Origin of the sequence: Kouleothrix sp., from assembly GCF_046328425.1 — a bacterium.
Classification (GTDB): Bacteria; Chloroflexota; Chloroflexia; order Chloroflexales; family Roseiflexaceae; genus Kouleothrix.
In genome coordinates, this window is record NZ_JAXLWP010000014.1 from 94161 (window position 1) to 113051 (window position 18891).

Sequence of the window (18891 nt, forward strand, 5' to 3'; positions counted from 1 at the left end):
GCGCTAGGATCGGGGGCGCAACAATAGGCGAGGTTCCCGCTCGCTAGCTAGCGTTATGTTCGCCGTGCCAACCGAGAACTCAAAACCCAGCACTCCATACTCCGAGCTGTTTGGCGCAGCCTGGGCGGTGTTCCGCAAAGACGTGCGCGCCGAGCTGCGCACGCGCTACGCGCTGAACGCCGTAGCGCTGTTCGCCGTCAGCACCGTGGTGGCGATCAGCCTGGGGCTCGGCCCGCTGACGCGCAGCGCCGACCTGCCGCTGATCCACGCGGCGCTGCTGTGGGTGGCGATCCTGTTCGCGGCGTTCACCGGGCTGGCGCGCGCGTTTGTGCAAGAAGAAGAGGCGCGCACCGCCGCCGCGCTGCGGCTGGCCGCGCCGCCGCTGGCGGTGTACCTCGGCAAGCTGCTGTTCAACCTGCTGCTGCTGCTGCTGCTCGATATACTGACGGCCGCGCTGTTTGTGGTGCTGCTGCGGGTGCAGGTGGGCAACGCCACGATGTTCGCCGCGCTGCTGCTGGCCGGCAGCCTGGGGCTGGTGGCCGCCACCACGCTGATCGCCGCGATCATCGCGCGGGCCAGCGTGAAGGGCGCGCTGTTCGCGGTGCTGTCGTTCCCGCTGCTCGCGCCGCTGCTGGTGGTGGCGATCAAAGGCACCGCGCTCGCGCTCGAGGGCGCCGCCTGGGCGCGCGGCCTCGCGCCGCTGCAGGTGCTGCTGGCCTACACCGTCGCGCTGTTCGTGGCCTCGCTGTTCCTGTTTGGCAGCGTGTGGGAGGCGTGAGCACAACCCTTGCCGCCGCCCTCCGAAGCGCGTATAATGTCGCCGGCGCAGATCCGCAAACTTGTGCTACTGCGCGCCGCGCGATATGCAATCAAAGCCGGAGGCCCCTGTGATCCCACGCACCCTGGTGCTGCGCAACTTCATGTGCTACCGCGACGAGCTGCCGCCGCTCGATTTCGCCGGCATCCAGATCGCCTGCCTGTCGGGCGAAAACGGCGCTGGCAAGTCGGCGCTGCTCGACGCCATGACCTGGGCGCTGTGGGGCGAGGCGCGCCTGAAGAGCGACGACGACCTGATCGCGCTAGGCGCGCAGGAGATGGAGGTCGACTTCACGTTTCTGCTCGACGGCCACGACTACCGCGTGATCCGCAAGCGCAACAAGACGCGCAAAACCGGCGTGAGCACGCTGGATTTCCAGGTGCGCAACAACGGCGCCTGGAAGGCGCTCAGCGGCGCGACCATCCGCGAAACCCAGCAGTCGATTATTTCCACGCTGCGGATGGACTACGATATTTTCGCCAACTCGGCCTACCTGCGCCAGGGCCACGCCGACGAGTTCACCAAAAAGGAGCCCGGCCGCCGCAAGCAGGTGCTGGCCGACATTCTGGGGCTCGATATCTACGAGAAGCTTGAGACCGGCTCGAAAGAGCGCGCGCGCGGCCTCGACGGCCAGCTGAAGGGCCTGGAAGGCCAGATCGCCGAGCTTGGGCGCCAGGCCGAGAAGCGCGCCGCCTATGCCCAGCTGGTGGCCGCGCAGGCCGCCCTGGTCGACCAGATCGGCGCGGCGGTGGCTGCCGCCGAGGCCGCCTACGCCGACGCCAGCGCGCGGGTACAGGCGCTCGACGCGCTGAAGGCCCGCCGCGCCGCCGCTGATGCCGAGCTGCGCCGCCTCCATGCCGAGCAGAACGAGCGCGCCGCCGCGGTGGCGCGCCTGCAGCGCGCAATTGCCGAGGCCCAGCACATCCTGGCGCGGCGCGCCGAGATCAACGCCGGCCTTGCGCAGCTGCAGGCCGCCCAGGCCGAGCGCGAGCGACTCGACGGCCTGCGCGGCGCCTACGACGCGCTGCAGGCGCGCCAGCGCGCCCACGCCGACGCGCTGCGCGAGGCCGAGCGCCAGCTGCGATCGGATCTGGCGATCGCCACCAGCAAGGCCAACGATATTCGCGAGCGCGCGGCCCGCCGGCCCAAGGTCGAAGCCGAGATCGCCCGGCTGAACAGCCAGCTCGAAGGCCTGGCCCCGGCCGCGCGCGACCTGGCCGAGGCGCGCGTGCGCCGCGACGAGCTACGCGAGCGCCAGCGCAGCGCCTCGCAGCTGGTGCTGCAGCGCAACGAGCTGCAGCACAAGATCGACCTCAAGCACGACTCGCTGGTGGGCACGCGCGAGGAGCTGAAGCGCAAGATCAAGGAGACCGCCGACCGCCTGCGCGACGAGCCGGCATGGCGCGCCGACCTGGCCCGAGCCAGCGAGGAGCGCGCGCGCCTCGACGCCGACGCCGCCGCGCTCGAGCAGGCCCGCGCCGACGAGCACGAGCTGGTGGAGCGCAGCGCCACCCGCCGCTCGGAGTGCGAGGCGATCAAGGCGCGCGGCGAAGATATCAACCGTAAGCTGGCCCTGCTCGACGCCGACGCCCACGTCTGCCCGCTGTGCAAGAGCGAGCTGGGCGAAGACGGCGTCGGCCATATTCAGGCTGAGTACGCCCGCGAGCGCGCCGAGCTGCGCAGCCTGTTCAGCAGCGCCAAGCGCGAGGCCGACGCCGCCGACGCGCGCCTGGCCGAGCTGCGCGGCTCGCTGAAGACGATCGAGCGCCGCGTGGCCGCCCTGCCCGACCTGGCCGGCCGGATCGCGCGGCTCGAGCGCGAGCTGCATACCGCCGACGAGCTGCGCCGCCGCCAGGCCGACGACCAGCGCACCCTCGACGATATTCAGCTACAGCTGGTGAAGGGCGACTACGAGCGCGGCACGCGCGGCGAGCGCGATCGGGTCGACGCCGCGCTTGCTGCGCTGGGCGAGCCGGCCGCGCTCGACCGCGAGCTGACGCGCATGGAAGGCCGGATCGCCGCGCTCGAGCAGCAGCTCGGCGCGCAGGCCGGCCTGCGCGCCGAGATCGAGATGAAGCGCCGCGCGCTGGCCGAGATCGAAGCCGAGACGCCCGCGCTGCACGAGCTGGAAGAGCGCATCGGCGAGCTCCATACCACGCTCGAGCTCGAAGACTTCGCCCAGGCCGACCGGGTGGCGATCAAGCGTGCCGAGGCCGAGATCGCCGCGCTGGGCTACGCCCCCGAGCTGGCCGCTGCCGCCACCGCCGCCGCGCGCGACCTGGCCCACTGGGCCGCCGAGGGCCAGCAGCTCGGGCGCGCTGAAGAGCGCGAAGAGCGCGACCGCGGCGACCTCGAGCGCGCCAGCCAGGCGCTCGAGCGCAGCGCCGCCCAGGCCGAGGCGGCCGAGGCGCAGATCGCCGCGCTCGACGACGAGCTGCGCAACCTGGCGCTGGCGCTGCGCGAGCGCGATGCCGCCCAGGCCGAGCTGAAGGCGCGCCGCAACGAGCTGCTGGTGCGCGAGCGCGACCTCGCCGAGCGCCGCGCCGACCTGAAGCGCGCCGAGGAAGCCGCCGCCGACTTGCTCGAGGCCGAGGCCCGCCGCCGCGCGCTGGCCGAGCGCAAAGGCCTGTTCGACGAGCTAACCCTGGCGTTCGGCAAGAAGGGCGTCCAGGCGCTGCTGATCGAGACGGCCATCCCCGAGATCGAGCGCGAGGCCAACCACCTGCTCGGGCGCATGACCGACAACCAGATGCACCTGACATTCGAGACTCAGCGCGACACCAAAAAGGGCGACGTCGCCGAGACGCTCGATATCAAGATCGCCGACGGCCTGGGCACGCGCGACTACGACGCATTCTCGGGCGGCGAGGCGTTCCGGCTCAACTTCGCCATCCGCGTGGCGCTGGCGAAGCTGCTGGCCCGCCGCGCCGGCGCGCGCCTCGAAACACTGGTGATCGACGAAGGCTTCGGCTCGCAAGACGCCAAGGGCCGCGAGCGGCTGGTCGAGGCGATCACCTCGGTGCAGGGCGATTTCAAACACATCCTGGTGATCACCCATATCCAGGAGCTGAAAGACCTGTTCCCCGTGCAGATCGAGATCACCAAGACACCTCAGGGCAGCGTCTGGGCGCTGGCCTGAGATCTATCTGAAAGGCCCCGTATGACACCCAGCACCTACGATGTCGTCCTGGTTGGCGGTGGCGTGATGGGCAGCGCGACCGCCTACCACCTGCTGCGGGCCGACGCGCGGCTGCGCGTGGCGCTGATCGAGCAGGACCCGACCTACGCCCGCGCTTCCACCACGCTATCCGATGGCAACATGCGCGTGCAGTTCAACATCAAAGAGAACATCCAGATGTCGCTGTATGGCCTCGAGGTGCTGGCGCGCTTCGGCGACGAATTCGCCGTCGACGGCGACCGGCCCGACCCGGGCTTTCGCCAGCAGGGCAACCTGTTCGTGATCGACGAGGCCAGCCACGACGAAACGCGCGATGGCCTGGCGCAGCAGCAGCGCCTTGGCGGCATGGTCGAGTGGCTGGCCCCCGAGCAGGTGCGGGCCGCCTACCCGCTCTACGAAAACCTGGACGGCTGCGTCGGCGGCACGCTTGGCCGCCAGGACGGCACAATGTCGCCGCTGGCGGTGCTGCAGGCCTACCGCAAGAAGGCGATCGCGCTGGGCGCGCGCTTCATCCAGGCCGAGGTGGCCGAGGTGCTGCGCGATGGCGGGCGCGCGGCAGGCGTGGCGCTGGCCTCGGGCGAGCGCCTGAGCGCCCCGGCCGTGGTGAACAGCGCTGGGCCATGGGCCAGCCGGGTCGCGCATACCGCCGGCGTACGCCTGCCGGTGAGCCCCACGAAACGCCAGGTCACGACCGTCGAGGTGGCGGCGCGGCCCGGCCACATCCTGCCGGCGCTGTTCTTTCCGTCGGGGCTCTACTGCATCCACGAGGGCGGCGGGCTGTTCATGATCGGCAAATCATTCCCCGACGACCCGGTTGGCCTCGAGGATTTCAGCTGGGAGCGGCGCCGCTTCGAAGAGCTGATCTGGCCCGAGCTTGTCGAGCTTATGCCCAGCTTCGACCGGCTCAAGATCACCGGCGGCTGGGCCGGCCTGTACGAGGTCAATACCTTCGACGGCAACGCGATCCTCGGCGAGTGGCCCGAGCTACCGGGGTTCTACCTGGCGAACGGCTTCTCGGGGCACGGCTTCCAGCAGTGCCACGCGGTAGGGCGCTACACTGCCGAGCTGATCCTGGGCCGGCCGCACGCGCTCGACCTTGCGGTCTTCGCGGCCAGCCGCATCCTCGAGAACCGGCCGGCGTACGAGAGCCGCCGCAAATTATCTGAGAGCCTGTTTGAAAAGGGGTGCGCGAGGGCTATGCCCTCGCATTCCCTTCTGGCGGGCGGCGGCCACGAATGTGGCCGCCGCCCGCCAGAAAAAGTGGATATTTTGGAGGGACTTCGCCCCTCCAAACCACCCTTTTCAGACAGCTTCTGAAGCGCTAGAACAGCCCCTCCAGCGCATCGACAAGCGCCAGCGCGTGCTCGGCCTCGCGCTCCAGCGCCGCGCTGTTCTTGCCCGCGAGCGCCTTCTGCAGCGCTGCGAGGCTCCCGTCGAACTTTGCCGCCACGCCGGCACCGTCGTGCGCCAGCACCACCGGCTTCAGCCGCGCCCACACCGCGCCGGCTTTCGCCAGGCTGTCGGCGGCGGCGGCATAATCGCTCGCGGCCACGTCGAGCTTCACCTGCCGCCCCAGCACATCGAGCCAGCCGAGGTCGGGTGGGAGCGCCGGCTGGTATACCGCGAATAGGTCGACCACCGCCGCGCTCAGGTCGTTGGCGGCCTGCAGCGTGGCGCGCGGCTGCTTGCCCGCCGCCGCCTTCTGCAGCCGCGCGAGCGCGCCCGCCAGCGCGTCGCGGAATGGCGCCGGCACGCCGTCGTGCTCGCCCGCGTAGCCCTGCCAGGCCGCCCGCGCGGCGTCCACGTCGGCGCTCACCTTGGCCCAGCTGCCGCCGGGCACAGCATCGGCAATATCTTCGGCCTGAGCCTCGATCGTCGATAGCGCGTCGGGCACGGCACGCGGCGGCGCGCCGGCCGGGGCATACAGCACCAGGTGCGAAAGCTCGTCGCTGGCCTGCTCTTCCACAATGCCGAAATTCGCGGCGTAGATCTTGTGCTCGACGCTGCCGTCCATCAGCGTCTCTTCGACAAACACGCCGTTGTCGATCGGCCCGGCTGGCGTGGTGGTCTTCTGGCCCAGGCTTAGCACTTTGTCGGTCTCGAACACTACACCCGGCAGATTCTCGGGGTTGAACACCTGGCCGACGCTTGGCCGTGCCGGCATGATCAGCGCCGGCGGCGCGCCATCCTTGCCCGCCTGCCACGAGCCGCCGTGGTCGGCTACTTTGCCGTCGCGGTAGTTGGTTACATCTTCGCCCATGTAGTACACGCTGCCGTCGTCGGCCTGGGCGAAGTAGTCGTAGGCGACCTCGACCAGCCGGCCGCCGACCATGGCCATGAACTGCACCACGCGCACCTCGGTCTGCTGGCCATTCCACGCGATCACGCGCGTGCCGGGCAGCAGCGTGATCTCGGTGCGCGACGGGTCGCCGCCCTCGGTTCCCAGCGCAATCGTGTAGCGCGTCAGCGCTATCGGGTACAGCGGGTTGCTGATCGCGGTCGGGTGCGTAAAGCGCGGGCCGCCTGTGCCGCTGGCGGGCGCTGCGGTGGCCGGAGCAGCCGTCGGCACCGCCTCGGTGGGCGGCGCTGCGGTAGGCGGCACAGCTGTCGGCGGCGCTGCGGTGGCCGGAGCAGCCGTCGGCGGCGCTGCGGTAGGCGCCGCAGCCAGCGGAGTTGCGCGCGAGGCAGCAGGCTGCTGCGCGCTACACCCGGCGAACGCCACCAGCGCGAGCGCCAGCAGCAGTAGTCGGTAGAAGAACTTCAGCATCGGGACGCTTCTCCTGGCATCGTGCATATGCTGGCGCGCCAGGCGGGGCTTTGCCGCACAGGCGCGCCAGAGCACGCGCGCATCGCTCTCACTGATCGACCCAATAGCTGACAAGCGTGCCGGTCGCGTCGTAGAGCGCGCCGTCGTCGCGGTGGCTTGCATCCCAGATCCGGCTGCCGCCGGTGTTCGGGAAGTCGCGCGTCTGGCCTGGCGCGATCGTGCCAAAGATCTGGTCGTGCTCCTGGTTGCCGTTCAGGCTGCACATGTTCCAGTCCTCGACGCTCACAACCGTGCCGCTGACGTTCTGCAGCGTCACAACCTCGGTGGCTTTATTTACCTTCACGATCCGCACCGGGTAGTTCGGCGCGCTGGCGGGGTTGGGGTCGTCTTTGCAGCCGTCGAATGGCGCGGCCGCCGGCAGGTGCTTCTCGACAAACGGCAAGAACAGGCGCGGATTTGGCGCCCCGCCCGGCGTGGTGGTCGGCGTGGCGCTGGCCGTCGGCGTAGGCGACACCGGCGGCGTCGGCGAGGCGGTTGGCGTAGCGGTTGGCGTCGGCAGCGTATCGCAGCGGCCAGTCGACTGCGCGGGCGCGGTTTTGCCGTAGATGCTCTTGCTCACCTGGTAGGCGTGCTGCTCGAGCTTCAGCGCCTCGGCGCGCGCCGAGGCACAGCCCGATGGCCCAAGCTGCACCGCGCTCACCAGCGACATGATCTCGGCGGCCGGGTCGTTGATCGCGCCAATCAGCACCGTGCCAACGCTCGGCGCGTAGTACTTCTGCTGCGTGGCGGGGCCGTCGAGCGGGCTGCTCTCGTCGACAACCACCACGTTATCGTAGCAGGTGCCGAGCGTGCAGACATGCTGGCCCACCGACGCGACCTGCCCGCAGTCGAGGAAGCCGATATTCGGCGAGTAGCCCTGCAGAAAGATCGGCGTGCCAACCTGCGGATTGCCGGGGAGGATCGTGCCGGCCTGCGCGCTGGCAATGCCCGCGAACCAGGTGTCGGGCGCGCCGGTGAACTTCCCCTGCGAGTATGTCTCGGGGTACTCGCCCAGGTTCCAGATATTCTTGGCGTTATCTTGGGCGTGGAAGGCCAGCTCGGCCTCGGTAAGCACGCCCTGGCTGAAGTCGCGATCCCACAGCACCACCGTGTTCACGCCATTGATCACCTTGGTCAGGTCGGTGACGGTGAAGATCACCTGGTGCTCAAGCGACTGGCCGCCCTGGTTGACATGGCCCTCGTAGACGAACTGCATGCCCGGCACCAGCGGGAAAAACTGGTTGTCGATCGTCGTCGAGCTAGTGAAGTTATTGGCGTTGAACGGCGTGAGCTGGTTGCAGGGAAGTGTCGCGGCAAGCCGGACGCCTGGCTGCTCGGGGCTGACGCTGGCGTCGATCGTGCCGGCAATCGGCAAAGACACCAGGAGCACAGCGAGGATGCACAGTCGGGCAAACTGCGTGCGTGATGCGCTGAACATCAAAGGCTCCTTTCGAACGTGCTGGGTAGGTCGCCGCCTTCTGGGAAAGGCCGCGGCCGGTTGGGCGCTGGCGCGCCCGACCGGCGCTCGAGGCTCAAGCCGCCGGGCGCTGCGCGCAGCGCCCGGCGAGCAGTGATTTAGTTGGCCGGGGCCAGCACCGGCGCAGGCACGGCCTTGCGCTGCTTCCCGAAGCGCAGGTACAGCGACGGCACCACAAACAGGTTGAGCAAGGTCGAGGTGATCAGGCCGCCGAGGATCACGATCGCCATCGGGTACTCGATCTCGTGGCCAGGCACATCGCCGGCGAGCACCAGCGGCACCAGCGCCAGCCCGGTCGCCAGCGCGGTCATCAGGATGGGCGAGAGCCGCTCGCTGGCGCCGCGCAAGATCAGCTCGGGGCCGAACTCGAACCCCTCGTGGCGCTCGAGGTGCTGGTAGTGGTTGATCAGCATGATCTTGTTGCGCGCCGCGATGCCGAACACCGTCAGGAAGCCCACCAGCGACCCGAGCGAGATCACGTCGCCGGTGAAGTAGGCCGCCAGCAGCCCGCCCACCAGCGCCGAGGGCAGCGTCAGGAAGCCCAGCACCGCCAGGCGCAGGTTGCCGAACGACGCCAGCAGTATCAGCAGCACGCCGAGCGCCGCCGCCACCGCGAAGATCAGCAGGCGGGTTTGCGCGGCCTGGCGCTCGGCGTATTCGCCCAGCACCTCGGCGTGGTAGCCGAGCGGGAACGAGACCTTCTGCAGCCGGTTGTTGACCTCGGCCATGGTCGCGGCCAGGTCGCGGCCGCGCACGTTGCCGCTCACGTCGATCCGGCGCGAGTCGTTCTCGCGGTAGATCACGCTCTGCGCCGGGGCGATCCGCACGTCGGCCACGTCGCCCAGCCGCACCTGCTTGCCGTCGGGCGTGTCGATCGGCAGGCTGCGGATGCTGCTCAGGCTGTTGCGCGTGGCGGGCGTGCTCCACACCTGCACGTCGTAGGCCTTGCCGTCGCGGAACAGGTCGCCCACCTCTTCGCCCGACATCAGCGTGGCCGCCGCGCGGCGCACGTCGCCGGGCTTGATGCCATAGCGCTTGGCCTCGTCGAGCTTCACCTGCACTTGGATCTGCGGCACCTCCGACTGCAGCTGCACGTGCAGGTCGACAGTGCCGGGGATGCCCTTCAGCGCCTGCTCGACTTCGTCGGCCTTGGCGTGGATGCCATGCAGGTCGGAGCCGTAGATCCGCACCACGAACGTCTCGCTCGAGCCCGTCAGCACCTCGTCGATGCGCTCGTTCAGGTAGGTTTCGACATTATGGAACAGGCCGGGGTAGCCGTACACCACCTCTTCGATCGCCGAAACGGTCTTGTCGTAGTCGGCCTTCGGGTCGACGCTGATCCAGTTCTCGCCGAAGTTCACGCCGTTCAGCTCGTCGGCCAGCAGCGCCTGGCCAATATGCGAGCCAAAGTTGCGCACGCCGGGGATCTCGCGCAGCTCGCGGCTCACCTGCGTCACAATCCGCTGCTCCTCGGGCGCCGAAGTGCCGGGCTTGGTGATCCAGTGGATCAGGAAGTCGCGCTCCTTGAACTCGGGGAACAGCGACTCGCCCAGCAGCGGCACCACCGCCACGCCGACGATCATGATCAGCGCGGTGGCCACGAATACCGGCCGCGGCCGGCGGATGATCCGCTGCAGCAGCGGCTCGTAGATCCGCTGGAGCCACAGCACCAGCGGCGGGTTGTGGCGCTCGATCGACGCGCGCGACAGCAGCAGCAGGCACAGCGCCGGGGTCAGCGTCAGCGCCACCAGCATCGACACCATCACCGCTAGGCCGTAGGCCACCGCCAGCGGCTGGAAAAACGCCCCCGAAAGCCCGCCCATGAAGAAGATCGGCAGCAGCACCACCGCGTCGATCACCGTGGCGTGAATGATCGCCTGGCGCACCTCGAGCGAGGCCTCGAGGATGATGCTGGCGGTCGAGCGTGCGCTGCCCTCCTGGCGGTGCTGGCGCAGCCGCCGCACGATGTTCTCCACGTCGATGATCGCGTCGTCGACCACCACGCCGATCGCGATCACAAAGCCGGCCAGGATCATGGTGTTGATCGTCGAGCCGTACAGGTACAGCACCACGCCGCCGGCCAGCAGCGAGAGCGGGATGGCGATCAGGCTGATCAGCGCGGTGCGCCACTCGAACAGAAATGCGCCCAGCACCAGCATCACCAGCACGCAGCCGAGGATCAGCGCGCGCGTGAGGTTGTCGAGCGCCACCTGGATGAAGTCGGCCGGCCGGAAGATCGTCGAGTCCATCTCGATGCCCGGCAGGCCCGGCCGCAGCTGGTCGAGCGCCTGCTCGACGCCGCGGGTCACGTCGAGGGTGTTGGCCCACGGGAACTTCTCGACCACCAGCATCAGGCCGGGGCCATCGTTCACCACCGCGTCGCCGATCAGCGGCCAGGTGCTATCCTTCACGTCGGCCACGTCGCTCAGGCGCAGCGGCGTGCCGTCGCTTTTCTTGCGGTCGCCGATCGGGATGGCCGCCAGCTCCTCCGAGGTCTTGATCGGCGAGAGCGGGTGGATCGTCAGGCGCTGGTTGGGCGTCTCGATCATGCCGCCGGTGCCGATCACCGCGCCGGTCGAGTAGTACAGCAGGCCGGCGTCGAGCGCGTCCGAGGTCGTCTGCTTTACGTCTTCGAGCGTCACGCCATGCTCGGCCATGCGCGCCGGGTCGGCCTGCACCTGCGGCATCTTGATGCGCTCGCCCCAGATCGCCACGTTGGCCACGCCCGGCACGCGCAGCAGCCGCGCGCGGATCGTCCAGTAGGCGATCATCGACATATCGACCAGCGACACGTTCTTCGACGAGAGGCCGATCTTCACCACGCGCCCGGTGGTCGATACTGGCGGCATCATCACCGGCGGCGCCGCCCAGGTGGGCATGGTTGGCAGCACGGTCTGCAGCCGCTCCTGCACCAGCTGGCGCGCACGCAGCACGTCGGTGCCGGGCTTGAACAGCAGCTCGATCGACGACAGGTCGGGGATCGATTTCGAGCGCATCAGGTCGAGCCCTTCGACGCCGTTGAACGCCTGCTCCAGCGGCACTGTCACCAGCGACTCGACCTCTTCCGACGAGAGGCCGAGGCTGGGCGTCTGGATCTCGACGCGCGGCGGCGCGAACTCGGGGAATACGTCCATTGGCATGTTTGGCAGCTGCGCGATGCCGAAAAACATCATCGCGGCGGCCATCACCAGCACAACGAAGCGGAGCTTCAGGCTTGTTCCAACGATCCACCGTATCATAGCGGAAGCCCTCCTCGCGCTTACTCTTCCTCGAACTCGAACTCGGCGCCGTACAGCTCGGTTGCGCCAACCGTCACTACGGCGCTGCCGGCCGGAAGCTCGTCGGTGATAAACGCCTTGTCGCCCTGGATGTCGTCGATGCTGACAGAGTGGCGCACAAACGTCAGCGGCTCGGAGTTCACGTAGATCCACGCCCCGCCATCGGTGTCGTAGATCAGCGAGGAGTACGGGATGACTTTATGCTGCGCGCCGTTGAGCTGCGCCTCGCCGACCTGGGTGGTTTGTATGTCGAGCCGCTTGGCGGCCTCTTCGGTCAGGATGGCGCGCGAGGGATCTTTGCCGTCGAGCTGCTCGATCGTGATCGGGTGATGTTCGTCCGTCGCGGCCTCGGGGGCCTGGCCGCACGCGCCCAGCGTCAGCGCGCCAGCCACCAGCGCCACGGCCAACCGGCGATAGTTCAGCTTCATGTATTTCTCCTATCGAACCTGTGCAGTTGGTGTGCTCCGCCCTTGCCAGAGCGGCTCGCGCCGCCGCCGCGCGCTCTGCCGGCGCGGCGGCGGCGCCAGGGCCTGGCGCGCTACAGTGCCGCGCCGGCGATCTCCTGCTCGGCCACGCCGGCCAGCGGCGGCAGCTCAAGCTCGTCTACCGATGTCACCCGCAGGCTCAGGTACAGCGCCGGCAGCGCGAAGAAGTTGATCGCCGCCGTGGTAACCAGCCCGCCCAACACCGCCACCGCCAGCGGCCGCACAAGCTCGAGGCCCGGCACGTCGCCCAGGAACAGCGTGGCCAGCAGCGCCAGGCCCAGCGCCACCACGGTGGCCAGCGCCGGCGCCAGCCGCTCGCGCGCGCCCTCGAGCACCATGTCGGCGCCAAACGGCCGCCCCTCGCGCCCGATCAGCCGGCGGTAGCGGCCCAGCAGCAAGATCTGCCCGCGCACCGCCAGGCCAAACACCGCCAGCAGCCCGCCCAGCGCGCCGATCGACAGCGCGCCGCCGGCCGCGAGCGTGGCCAGCAGCCCGCCCGACAGCGCCGCCGGCAGCGTCAGGAACGACAGCAGCGCCAGCCGCCAGCTGCCGTAGGCCGCCTGCAGCACGAAGAAGATGCCGATCGCCACGGCGATGGCCAGGGCCAGCAGCCGCGTCTGCGCCGCCTGTTGCTCGGCGTAGTCGCCCAGCACCTCGGCGTGGTACTCCATCGGGAACTGCAGCTGCCGGATGCGGCTGTCGATCTCGGCCGCCACCGCGCCGAGCGAGCGGCCGCGCACGTCGGCCACCACGTCGAGGTAGCGCTTCACGGCGTCGTGGCGAATGATGCTCGGCGCCGGCACGATCCGCACCTTTGCTACGTCGCCCAGCCGCACGCGCTGGCCGCCCGGCGTGTCGATCTGCAGGTCGTTGATGTTGCTGATGCTGTTGCGCGTCTCGGGCGTGCTCCACACCACTACGTCGAAGACCTTCTGCTCTTCGAACAGGTTGCCGACCTGCAGGCCCGAGAGCATGGTTGCCGCGGTGCGCCGCACGTCGCCGGGCTTGATGCCATAGCGCTGCGCCGCCGCCAGGTCGACATTGATCTCGAGGGTTGGCTGCTGCACCGGCAGGGTGACCCGCGTGCCGACGATGCCGGCGATCCCGGCCAGCGACTGCTTCACATTCTCGGCCTGGAGCCGCAGCAGGTCGGTGGTGTCGCCATACACCCGCACCACCAGCGCGTTGCTGGCCTGCCCGGCGAGGTTTTCGCTCTCGGCGCGCAGCGCGGTGCGCACGCTATGGCGAATGCCGGGGTAGCCGCTGATCACCGACTGGATGGCCGCGGCGGTGCTGTCGTAGCTGGCGCGCGGGTCGATGCTCACCCACACCTGCGCCGAGCTGACGTTCACCACCTGGTCGCCCTGCACGGCGCGCCCAACCTCGGCACCCACATTGCTCACGCCCGCGATGCCGCGCAGCTCCTGGCTCACCCTGCCGGCGATCCGGCTCATCTCGGGCTGCGAGGTGCCCGGCGGGCCGCTCAGCGTGATCAGCAGGTTGCGCTCTTTGAACGACGGCGTCAGCGCGGGGCTGAGCAGCGGCAGCGCCACCAGGCCGAGCACCAGCAGCAGCGCCGCCAGCAGGTAGGCCGCGCGCGGGGCGCTCAGCAGCCGGCTCAGCAGCCGGCCGTAGCCGCGCGCCAGGCGGCTGGCCAGCCCGGCCTCGCGCAGCGCAGCCGGCGCGCGGCCCAGCAGCAGCAGGCACAGCCCCGGCGTCACCAGCAGCGCCACCGCCATGCCCGCCACCACCGCCAGCAGGTAGGTCAGCGCCAGCGGCTGCAGGAACGTGCCGAGCATGCCCTCGACAAAGAACACCGGCACGATCGCCAGCAGCGCGATCAGCAGCGCGTAGGCCAGCGGGCCGCGCATCTCGAGCACCGCCGCGCGGATCACCGCCGCCGCAGGCTCGCCGGGCGCCGCGCGCAGCCGCCGCACCACGTGCTCAACATCGACGATCGCGTCGTCGATCAGCACGCCTGCGGCAACCGCCAGCCCGAGGATCGCAACGATATTGATCGTCGCGCCGCGCATCCACAGCACCAGCCCGGCCGCCACCACCGCCAGCGGGATGGTGACCAGGCTGATCAGCACTGTGCGCCACTCAAAGAAGAACGCCACCAGCGCCAGCAGCATGGCCACAAACCCGATCAGCAGCGTCAGCGCCAGGTTGTCCAGCATCGCCTGGATGAAGTCGGCCGGCCGGAAGACGCTCGAGTCGGTCTGCATGCCCGCGAGGCCGGGGCGCATATCTTCAAGCGCCTGCTCGATATTGCGCGTCACGTCGAACGTGCTGGCGCCGGGGAACTTTTCGATCACCAGCATGATGCTGGCACCATTGTTTGTCAGCGCGTCGCCGATCAGCGGCTGGTGATCCTCAACCACGTTCGCCACGTCGCTCAGCCGCAGCGAGGTCTCTTCGATCGGCACCTGCGCCAGGCTGTCGCCCGACACAATCGGCAGGATGTGGCGGATGCCCAGGCGCTGGTTCGCCGTGTCGATGAACCCGCCGGTGCCGGGCGTCGAGGCCTCCACAAAGCTCAGCGACGAAACCCACAGCGAGTTTGCGGTGGTCTCGAGCACCTGCAGCAGCGACACGTTCTTCTCCTGCAGGCGCTTTGGGTCTACCTGCACCTGCAGCTGCCGGTCGCGCTGGCCCCAGATCGCCACATTGGCCACGCCGGGTACGCCCATCAGGCGCGGCGCGATCGTCCAACGCGCCAGCACCGACATCTGGATCAGCGAGAGATCCTTCGACGACAGGCCGACCATCAGCACCCGGCTGCTCGACGACAGCGGCTGGAGCATGGTTGGCGGCTTCGAGACGTGCGGCAGCGCCACGGCCTGGGTCATGCGCTCCGACACCATCTGCCGCGCGCGGATCAGGTCGGTGCCTGGCTGAAACAGCAGCACGATCGACGAAAGCCCCGGCACCGACTCCGAGCGGATCGTCTGGAGCCAGGGCAGGCCGTTCAGCAGATCTTGCTCAAGCGGCACGGTGATCAGCTGCTCGACTTCCTGGGCGGAAAGGCCGAGCGATTCGGTCTGGATCTCGACGTACGGCGGTGTGAATTCGGGCAGCACGTCCACCGGCATGGTGCGCATCTGCACAATGCCGAAGCAGATCAGCCCCGCCGCGAGCGCAACGACGACGAGCCGCAACCGCAGGCTCGCTCCAACGATCCTGTGCATCGAAGACCTCCATGTGTCACTATGCCAGCCTCACATGCAGCGCCGAACGCTTGCCCCCTTTCTCTGCCGCGCCGCGATTGTTGCCTGCGGCAGCATAGGATTGCTATATGGCGCTCCAGCTTGGCGCTTCGCGCAGCATCCGAGCACACCGCAGCGGCGCCCAACGCTGCACGCGCCGCAGCGCCGCCACATGCGGCACAATCGCACTATTCCTGGCGAATGCCGAGTATCGAGCCGGTATGCGAAGACGTGAGTGGAGTGCGTGCAGAACGCTGGTAGAGCGTGGCCTATGAGGAACTACCTTCGGTAGTAAAAATACTACAACAAAATCTCCCCGGCCGCATCGGGCAGCTGGGGAGATTTCAGGCGGCCAGGTGGCTAGAATTTCGCCCTGGTCAGTTGACCAGGTTGCGCTGCACGGCCAGGGCCACAGCCTCGACACGGCTGGCTACTTCGAGCTTGGCGAGGATGCTGCTCACAAAGAACTTGATCGTCGAGCGGCTGACCATCAGGCGCTCGGCGATCTCGGTGTTGCTCAGGCCGGCGATCATCAGCGCCAGAACTTCGCGCTCGCGGTTGGTGAGCGCGCGGGCCGGATCCGGCGGGTGCGCGGTCGCCTGGATCAGCGTCTTGGCCACCTCGGGGGCGAACGTGGGCCGGCCGCCATGGGCCGCGCGCACCGCCGCCGCCAGCTCCTCGGCGGTGGCGTTTTTGAGTATGTAGCCGATCGCGCCGGCCTGCAGCACCGAGCGCACAAGCTCCTCGTCCCAAAAGCTCGTGAGCACGATCACCTGCGTGCCGGCATGGCGCTGGCGGATGGCGCGCGTGGCGCTGGTGCCGTCCATGCCCGGCATCACCAGGTCCATCAGCACTACGTCGGGCTGCAGCGTCTCGCAGGCGCGGATCGCCTCCTGGCCGCTGGCGACCTCGCCAGCCAGCTCGAGGTCGTCGTAGACTTGCAGGAACGCCGAAAGGCCGCTGCGCACGACGGCGTGATCGTCGACGACGAGCACGCGCACGCGGTTATACTCGCTCATTTGCTCTTCCCCCTACTGCCGGGCTACCCCAGCCGCGCGCCAGCCGCCACTGCGGGCAGCGCGGCCACCGCCTGCGGCAGTGGCCACACCACCAGCACCTGTGTGCCCTCGCCAGGGCGCGTCTGTATACACAGCGTCGCACCAATGTCGCCGGCGCGCTCGCGCATGATCTCGAGCCCCAGATGGTCGCCCGCGACGCGGGCCGGGTCGAAGCCGCGGCCGTCGTCGCTGATCCGCATTTCGATCTGGCTGGCCTGGCAGTGCAGCGATACCGCCAGCTGGCTGGCACCGGCGTGGCGCGCGACATTGTTCATCGCCTCCTGGGCGATGCGGTACAGCGTCAGCCGCACGTCGGGCGGAATTGGGCACTGTCCCTCGACAGTCAGCGTCACCGGGATGCGCGCGCGGCTGCCCATCATCTCGCTCAGCAGCCGCAGCAGCTCGCCCAGGTCGATCTCGGCCATGGTGGCGGGGCGCAGCTCGAGCAGCAGCGCGCGCATCTCGGCCAGCGCGCCGCGCGTCATCTGGCGCAGCTCGTCGAGCTGGCGGCGCGCCTCGGCGGCGTTACGCTCCCACAATCGCGGCAGCACGTCGGCGATAAGCGTAGTCGAGAACAGCGTCTGCGTCACCGCGTCGTGGAGGTCGCGCGCGAGCCGGCTGCGCTCGGCCGCTACCGCCACGCGCTCGGCCTGGATGCGCAGCCGGGCGTTTTCGATCGCCAGCGCGGCTTGGTCGCTAAATGCCACCGCCACCGCAACCTCGTCGCGTGAAAATTCGCGCGGCTGCGGGTAGAACAGCGCCATCACGCCGTAGGCTTCTTCCTTCACCACCAGCGGCACCGCCAGCACCGCCCGGAAGTGCTGCCGCAAGGCGGCAATACGCGCCTGCAGCGCTGGCGCCAGCGCGCCGTCGGCTAGGTCGTCGTGCTCAGCAATATCGCTCATCGCAACGGGCTGCCGGCTTTCGATTGCCTGGCTCAGCGGGCGCCAGCTGGCCGGGATGCCGTCGGCCATGTCGGGCTCCAGGCCGCTCGCCGACTCAAGATCCAGCATCGGGTCGCGGCCGCTCAGCCGGTATACCACCCCGGCGTCGGTGCCAAGCAGCCGGCCGGCCTGCACCAGAATCGTATGCAGTATCTCGTCGAGCGGCCGGTTCGAGTTCAAGATCGCCAGGATGTCGCGCATGCCCTCGGCCACCTGGCGCCGGCGGGCGATCTCGTGGGTGCGCTCCTCGACGCGCCGCTCGAGCGTATGGTAGGCCTGCACCCGCTCGGTGATATCGTGGAGAATGCTGATCGCGAACTGCACCAGCCCGCGCTCATCAAAGGCCGGCGTGGCCTTCACCACCATCCAGCGCTCCGCGCCGGTGTCGCGCACGCGGAAGTGTACGATCGTCTCGGGGTGCTGCTGGCCGCGCAGGGCCAGCCGCTCGGGCAGATCCGCCGCGATCGGCTGGCCCTGCTCGTCGAGGAAGTCGAGCTTCTGCAGCATGTCGGTGCCAGGCGCCTCGAGCAGCGCCGCCACCGAATCGTAGCCCAGCGCTAGCGCCGCCGCGTCGTTGGCGTAGATCAGCGCGCCGCTCGCATCGCGCACGCTGATACCGTCGGCGACGCCCTGCAGAATAATCGCCAGCTGATCGCGCGATTTGCGCAGGTTGGCCTCGGCCTGCTGGCGTGCGCGAATGTCGCGGTCGATCAGGATGCCCGCGCCAGTCACCAGCATGATCGCTACCATGCAGCCGATCGCGATACGTACGATAATATCGTACTCGCGCGCGTCGGCCTCGGCCGCGCGCTGGTACAGCTGCTGCTCCTGCTCGCCGCGCAGCCCGCTTAACAGCGCCTCGATACCGTCCATCACCGGCTTGTCCTCCTGCTCAAGGATCATCTTGAGCGCAGGATCAAAGCCTTGCTCGCGGCGCACGTCGATCGTCGCCACAATCTCGCCCAGCCGCGTGGCGATCAGCGGCTTGAGCGCGGCGATCTTCTCTTGCTGCGACGGGTACTCGACCGTCAGCTTCTCCAGGTCGCGCACGTCCTGGTTGATCGTCTGCATCTCGGCATCGTACGAGCCGAGGTAGCGCTCGTCGCCGGTGATCACGTAGCCGCGCTGCACGTCTTCGGCGTCGTTTAGCAGCGACGAGACCGCCTCGATCTTGGCCAGCGCCGCCGCCGCCTGCGAGCCGCGCTCGTCGACTTCGCGCAGCTTGCGGGTGGCCTGGTAGGTCAACAGGCCCATCAGCACCAGCAGCAGCAGCGCGAGAACAAACCCAAGCTGCAAATACCGCTCGGTGGCGCGTACAAGCTGATATACTTGCTGCGGCCAGATCTTCGCAAGGCCACGCCGGGTCGGCGACGAAACGCTCATGGTGCTGCCCCACTACAGGCGCCTGAGCCAGCGGCATTGCAGCGCGCAAGCCGGCCCATCAATGTAGATGTAATGGTAGAAGCAATTGCGAAAGCGTGCGAAAGCGACCAATGCAGTAGATATTACGCCTCACAGAATGTCTGTGACAGGAAATTACCGCCGCGTAGGCGTTCGCCGCGGCAGTGGCCGAACGTCGAGGCCAGATTCAGCCGCCGCGGTCGTTCAATGGCGCTGCGCCAGGTAGCTGCAAGCGTAT

Annotated in this window: 10 protein-coding genes; 3 read left to right on the top strand and 7 right to left on the bottom strand. The window is 68.8% G+C overall.

The window, feature by feature from the left end; translation table 11 throughout:
• Window positions 1–55 precede the first annotated feature (55 nt).
• The 3 genes from U0177_RS14515 (at window position 56) to U0177_RS14525 (ending at window position 5312) form a co-directional block, all read left to right on the top strand.
• Window positions 56–778, top strand: coding sequence for a heme exporter protein CcmB (locus U0177_RS14515; protein ID WP_409571358.1), 723 nt, complete (start codon window positions 56–58; stop codon window positions 776–778).
• A 109-nt stretch (window positions 779–887) separates the two neighbouring features.
• The gene (locus U0177_RS14520; RefSeq protein ID WP_409571359.1) at window positions 888–3956 is read left to right on the top strand and encodes an AAA family ATPase; all 3069 of its coding nucleotides are present in this window, start codon (window positions 888–890) and stop codon (window positions 3954–3956) included.
• A gap of 21 nt (window positions 3957–3977) precedes the next feature.
• Window positions 3978–5312, top strand: coding sequence for an NAD(P)/FAD-dependent oxidoreductase (locus U0177_RS14525; RefSeq protein WP_409571360.1), 1335 nt, complete (start codon window positions 3978–3980; stop codon window positions 5310–5312).
• Window positions 5313–5316: 4 nt separating this feature from the next.
• Here U0177_RS14525 and U0177_RS14530 read toward each other — a convergent pair whose 3' ends face one another.
• The 7 genes from U0177_RS14530 to U0177_RS14560 form a co-directional block, all read right to left on the bottom strand.
• The gene (locus tag U0177_RS14530) at window positions 5317–6762 is read right to left on the bottom strand and encodes a hypothetical protein (protein WP_409571361.1); all 1446 of its coding nucleotides are present in this window, start codon (window positions 6760–6762) and stop codon (window positions 5317–5319) included.
• Between the two features lie 88 nt (window positions 6763–6850).
• Window positions 6851–8239 carry a hypothetical protein gene (locus tag U0177_RS14535; RefSeq protein WP_409571362.1) on the bottom strand — a complete coding sequence of 463 codons (1389 nt, stop codon included), beginning with the start codon at window positions 8237–8239 and terminating at the stop codon, window positions 6851–6853.
• A gap of 137 nt (window positions 8240–8376) precedes the next feature.
• Window positions 8377–11517, bottom strand: a complete 3141-nt coding sequence (locus U0177_RS14540) for an efflux RND transporter permease subunit (RefSeq protein WP_409571363.1) — start codon at window positions 11515–11517, stop codon at window positions 8377–8379.
• Between the two features lie 20 nt (window positions 11518–11537).
• Complete coding sequence (locus U0177_RS14545; RefSeq protein WP_409571364.1) at window positions 11538–11984, bottom strand: hypothetical protein; 447 nt, start codon at window positions 11982–11984, stop codon at window positions 11538–11540.
• Between the two features lie 110 nt (window positions 11985–12094).
• Window positions 12095–15232, bottom strand: coding sequence for an efflux RND transporter permease subunit (locus tag U0177_RS14550; protein WP_409571365.1), 3138 nt, complete (start codon window positions 15230–15232; stop codon window positions 12095–12097).
• A gap of 395 nt (window positions 15233–15627) precedes the next feature.
• Entirely contained in the window at window positions 15628–16269 is a 642-nt protein-coding gene (locus U0177_RS14555) for a response regulator (protein ID WP_409571366.1), read from the bottom strand.
• A 23-nt stretch (window positions 16270–16292) separates the two neighbouring features.
• Window positions 16293–18635 carry a CHASE3 domain-containing protein gene (locus tag U0177_RS14560; protein ID WP_409571367.1) on the bottom strand — a complete coding sequence of 781 codons (2343 nt, stop codon included), beginning with the start codon at window positions 18633–18635 and terminating at the stop codon, window positions 16293–16295.
• Between the last annotated feature and the right edge of the window lie 256 nt (window positions 18636–18891).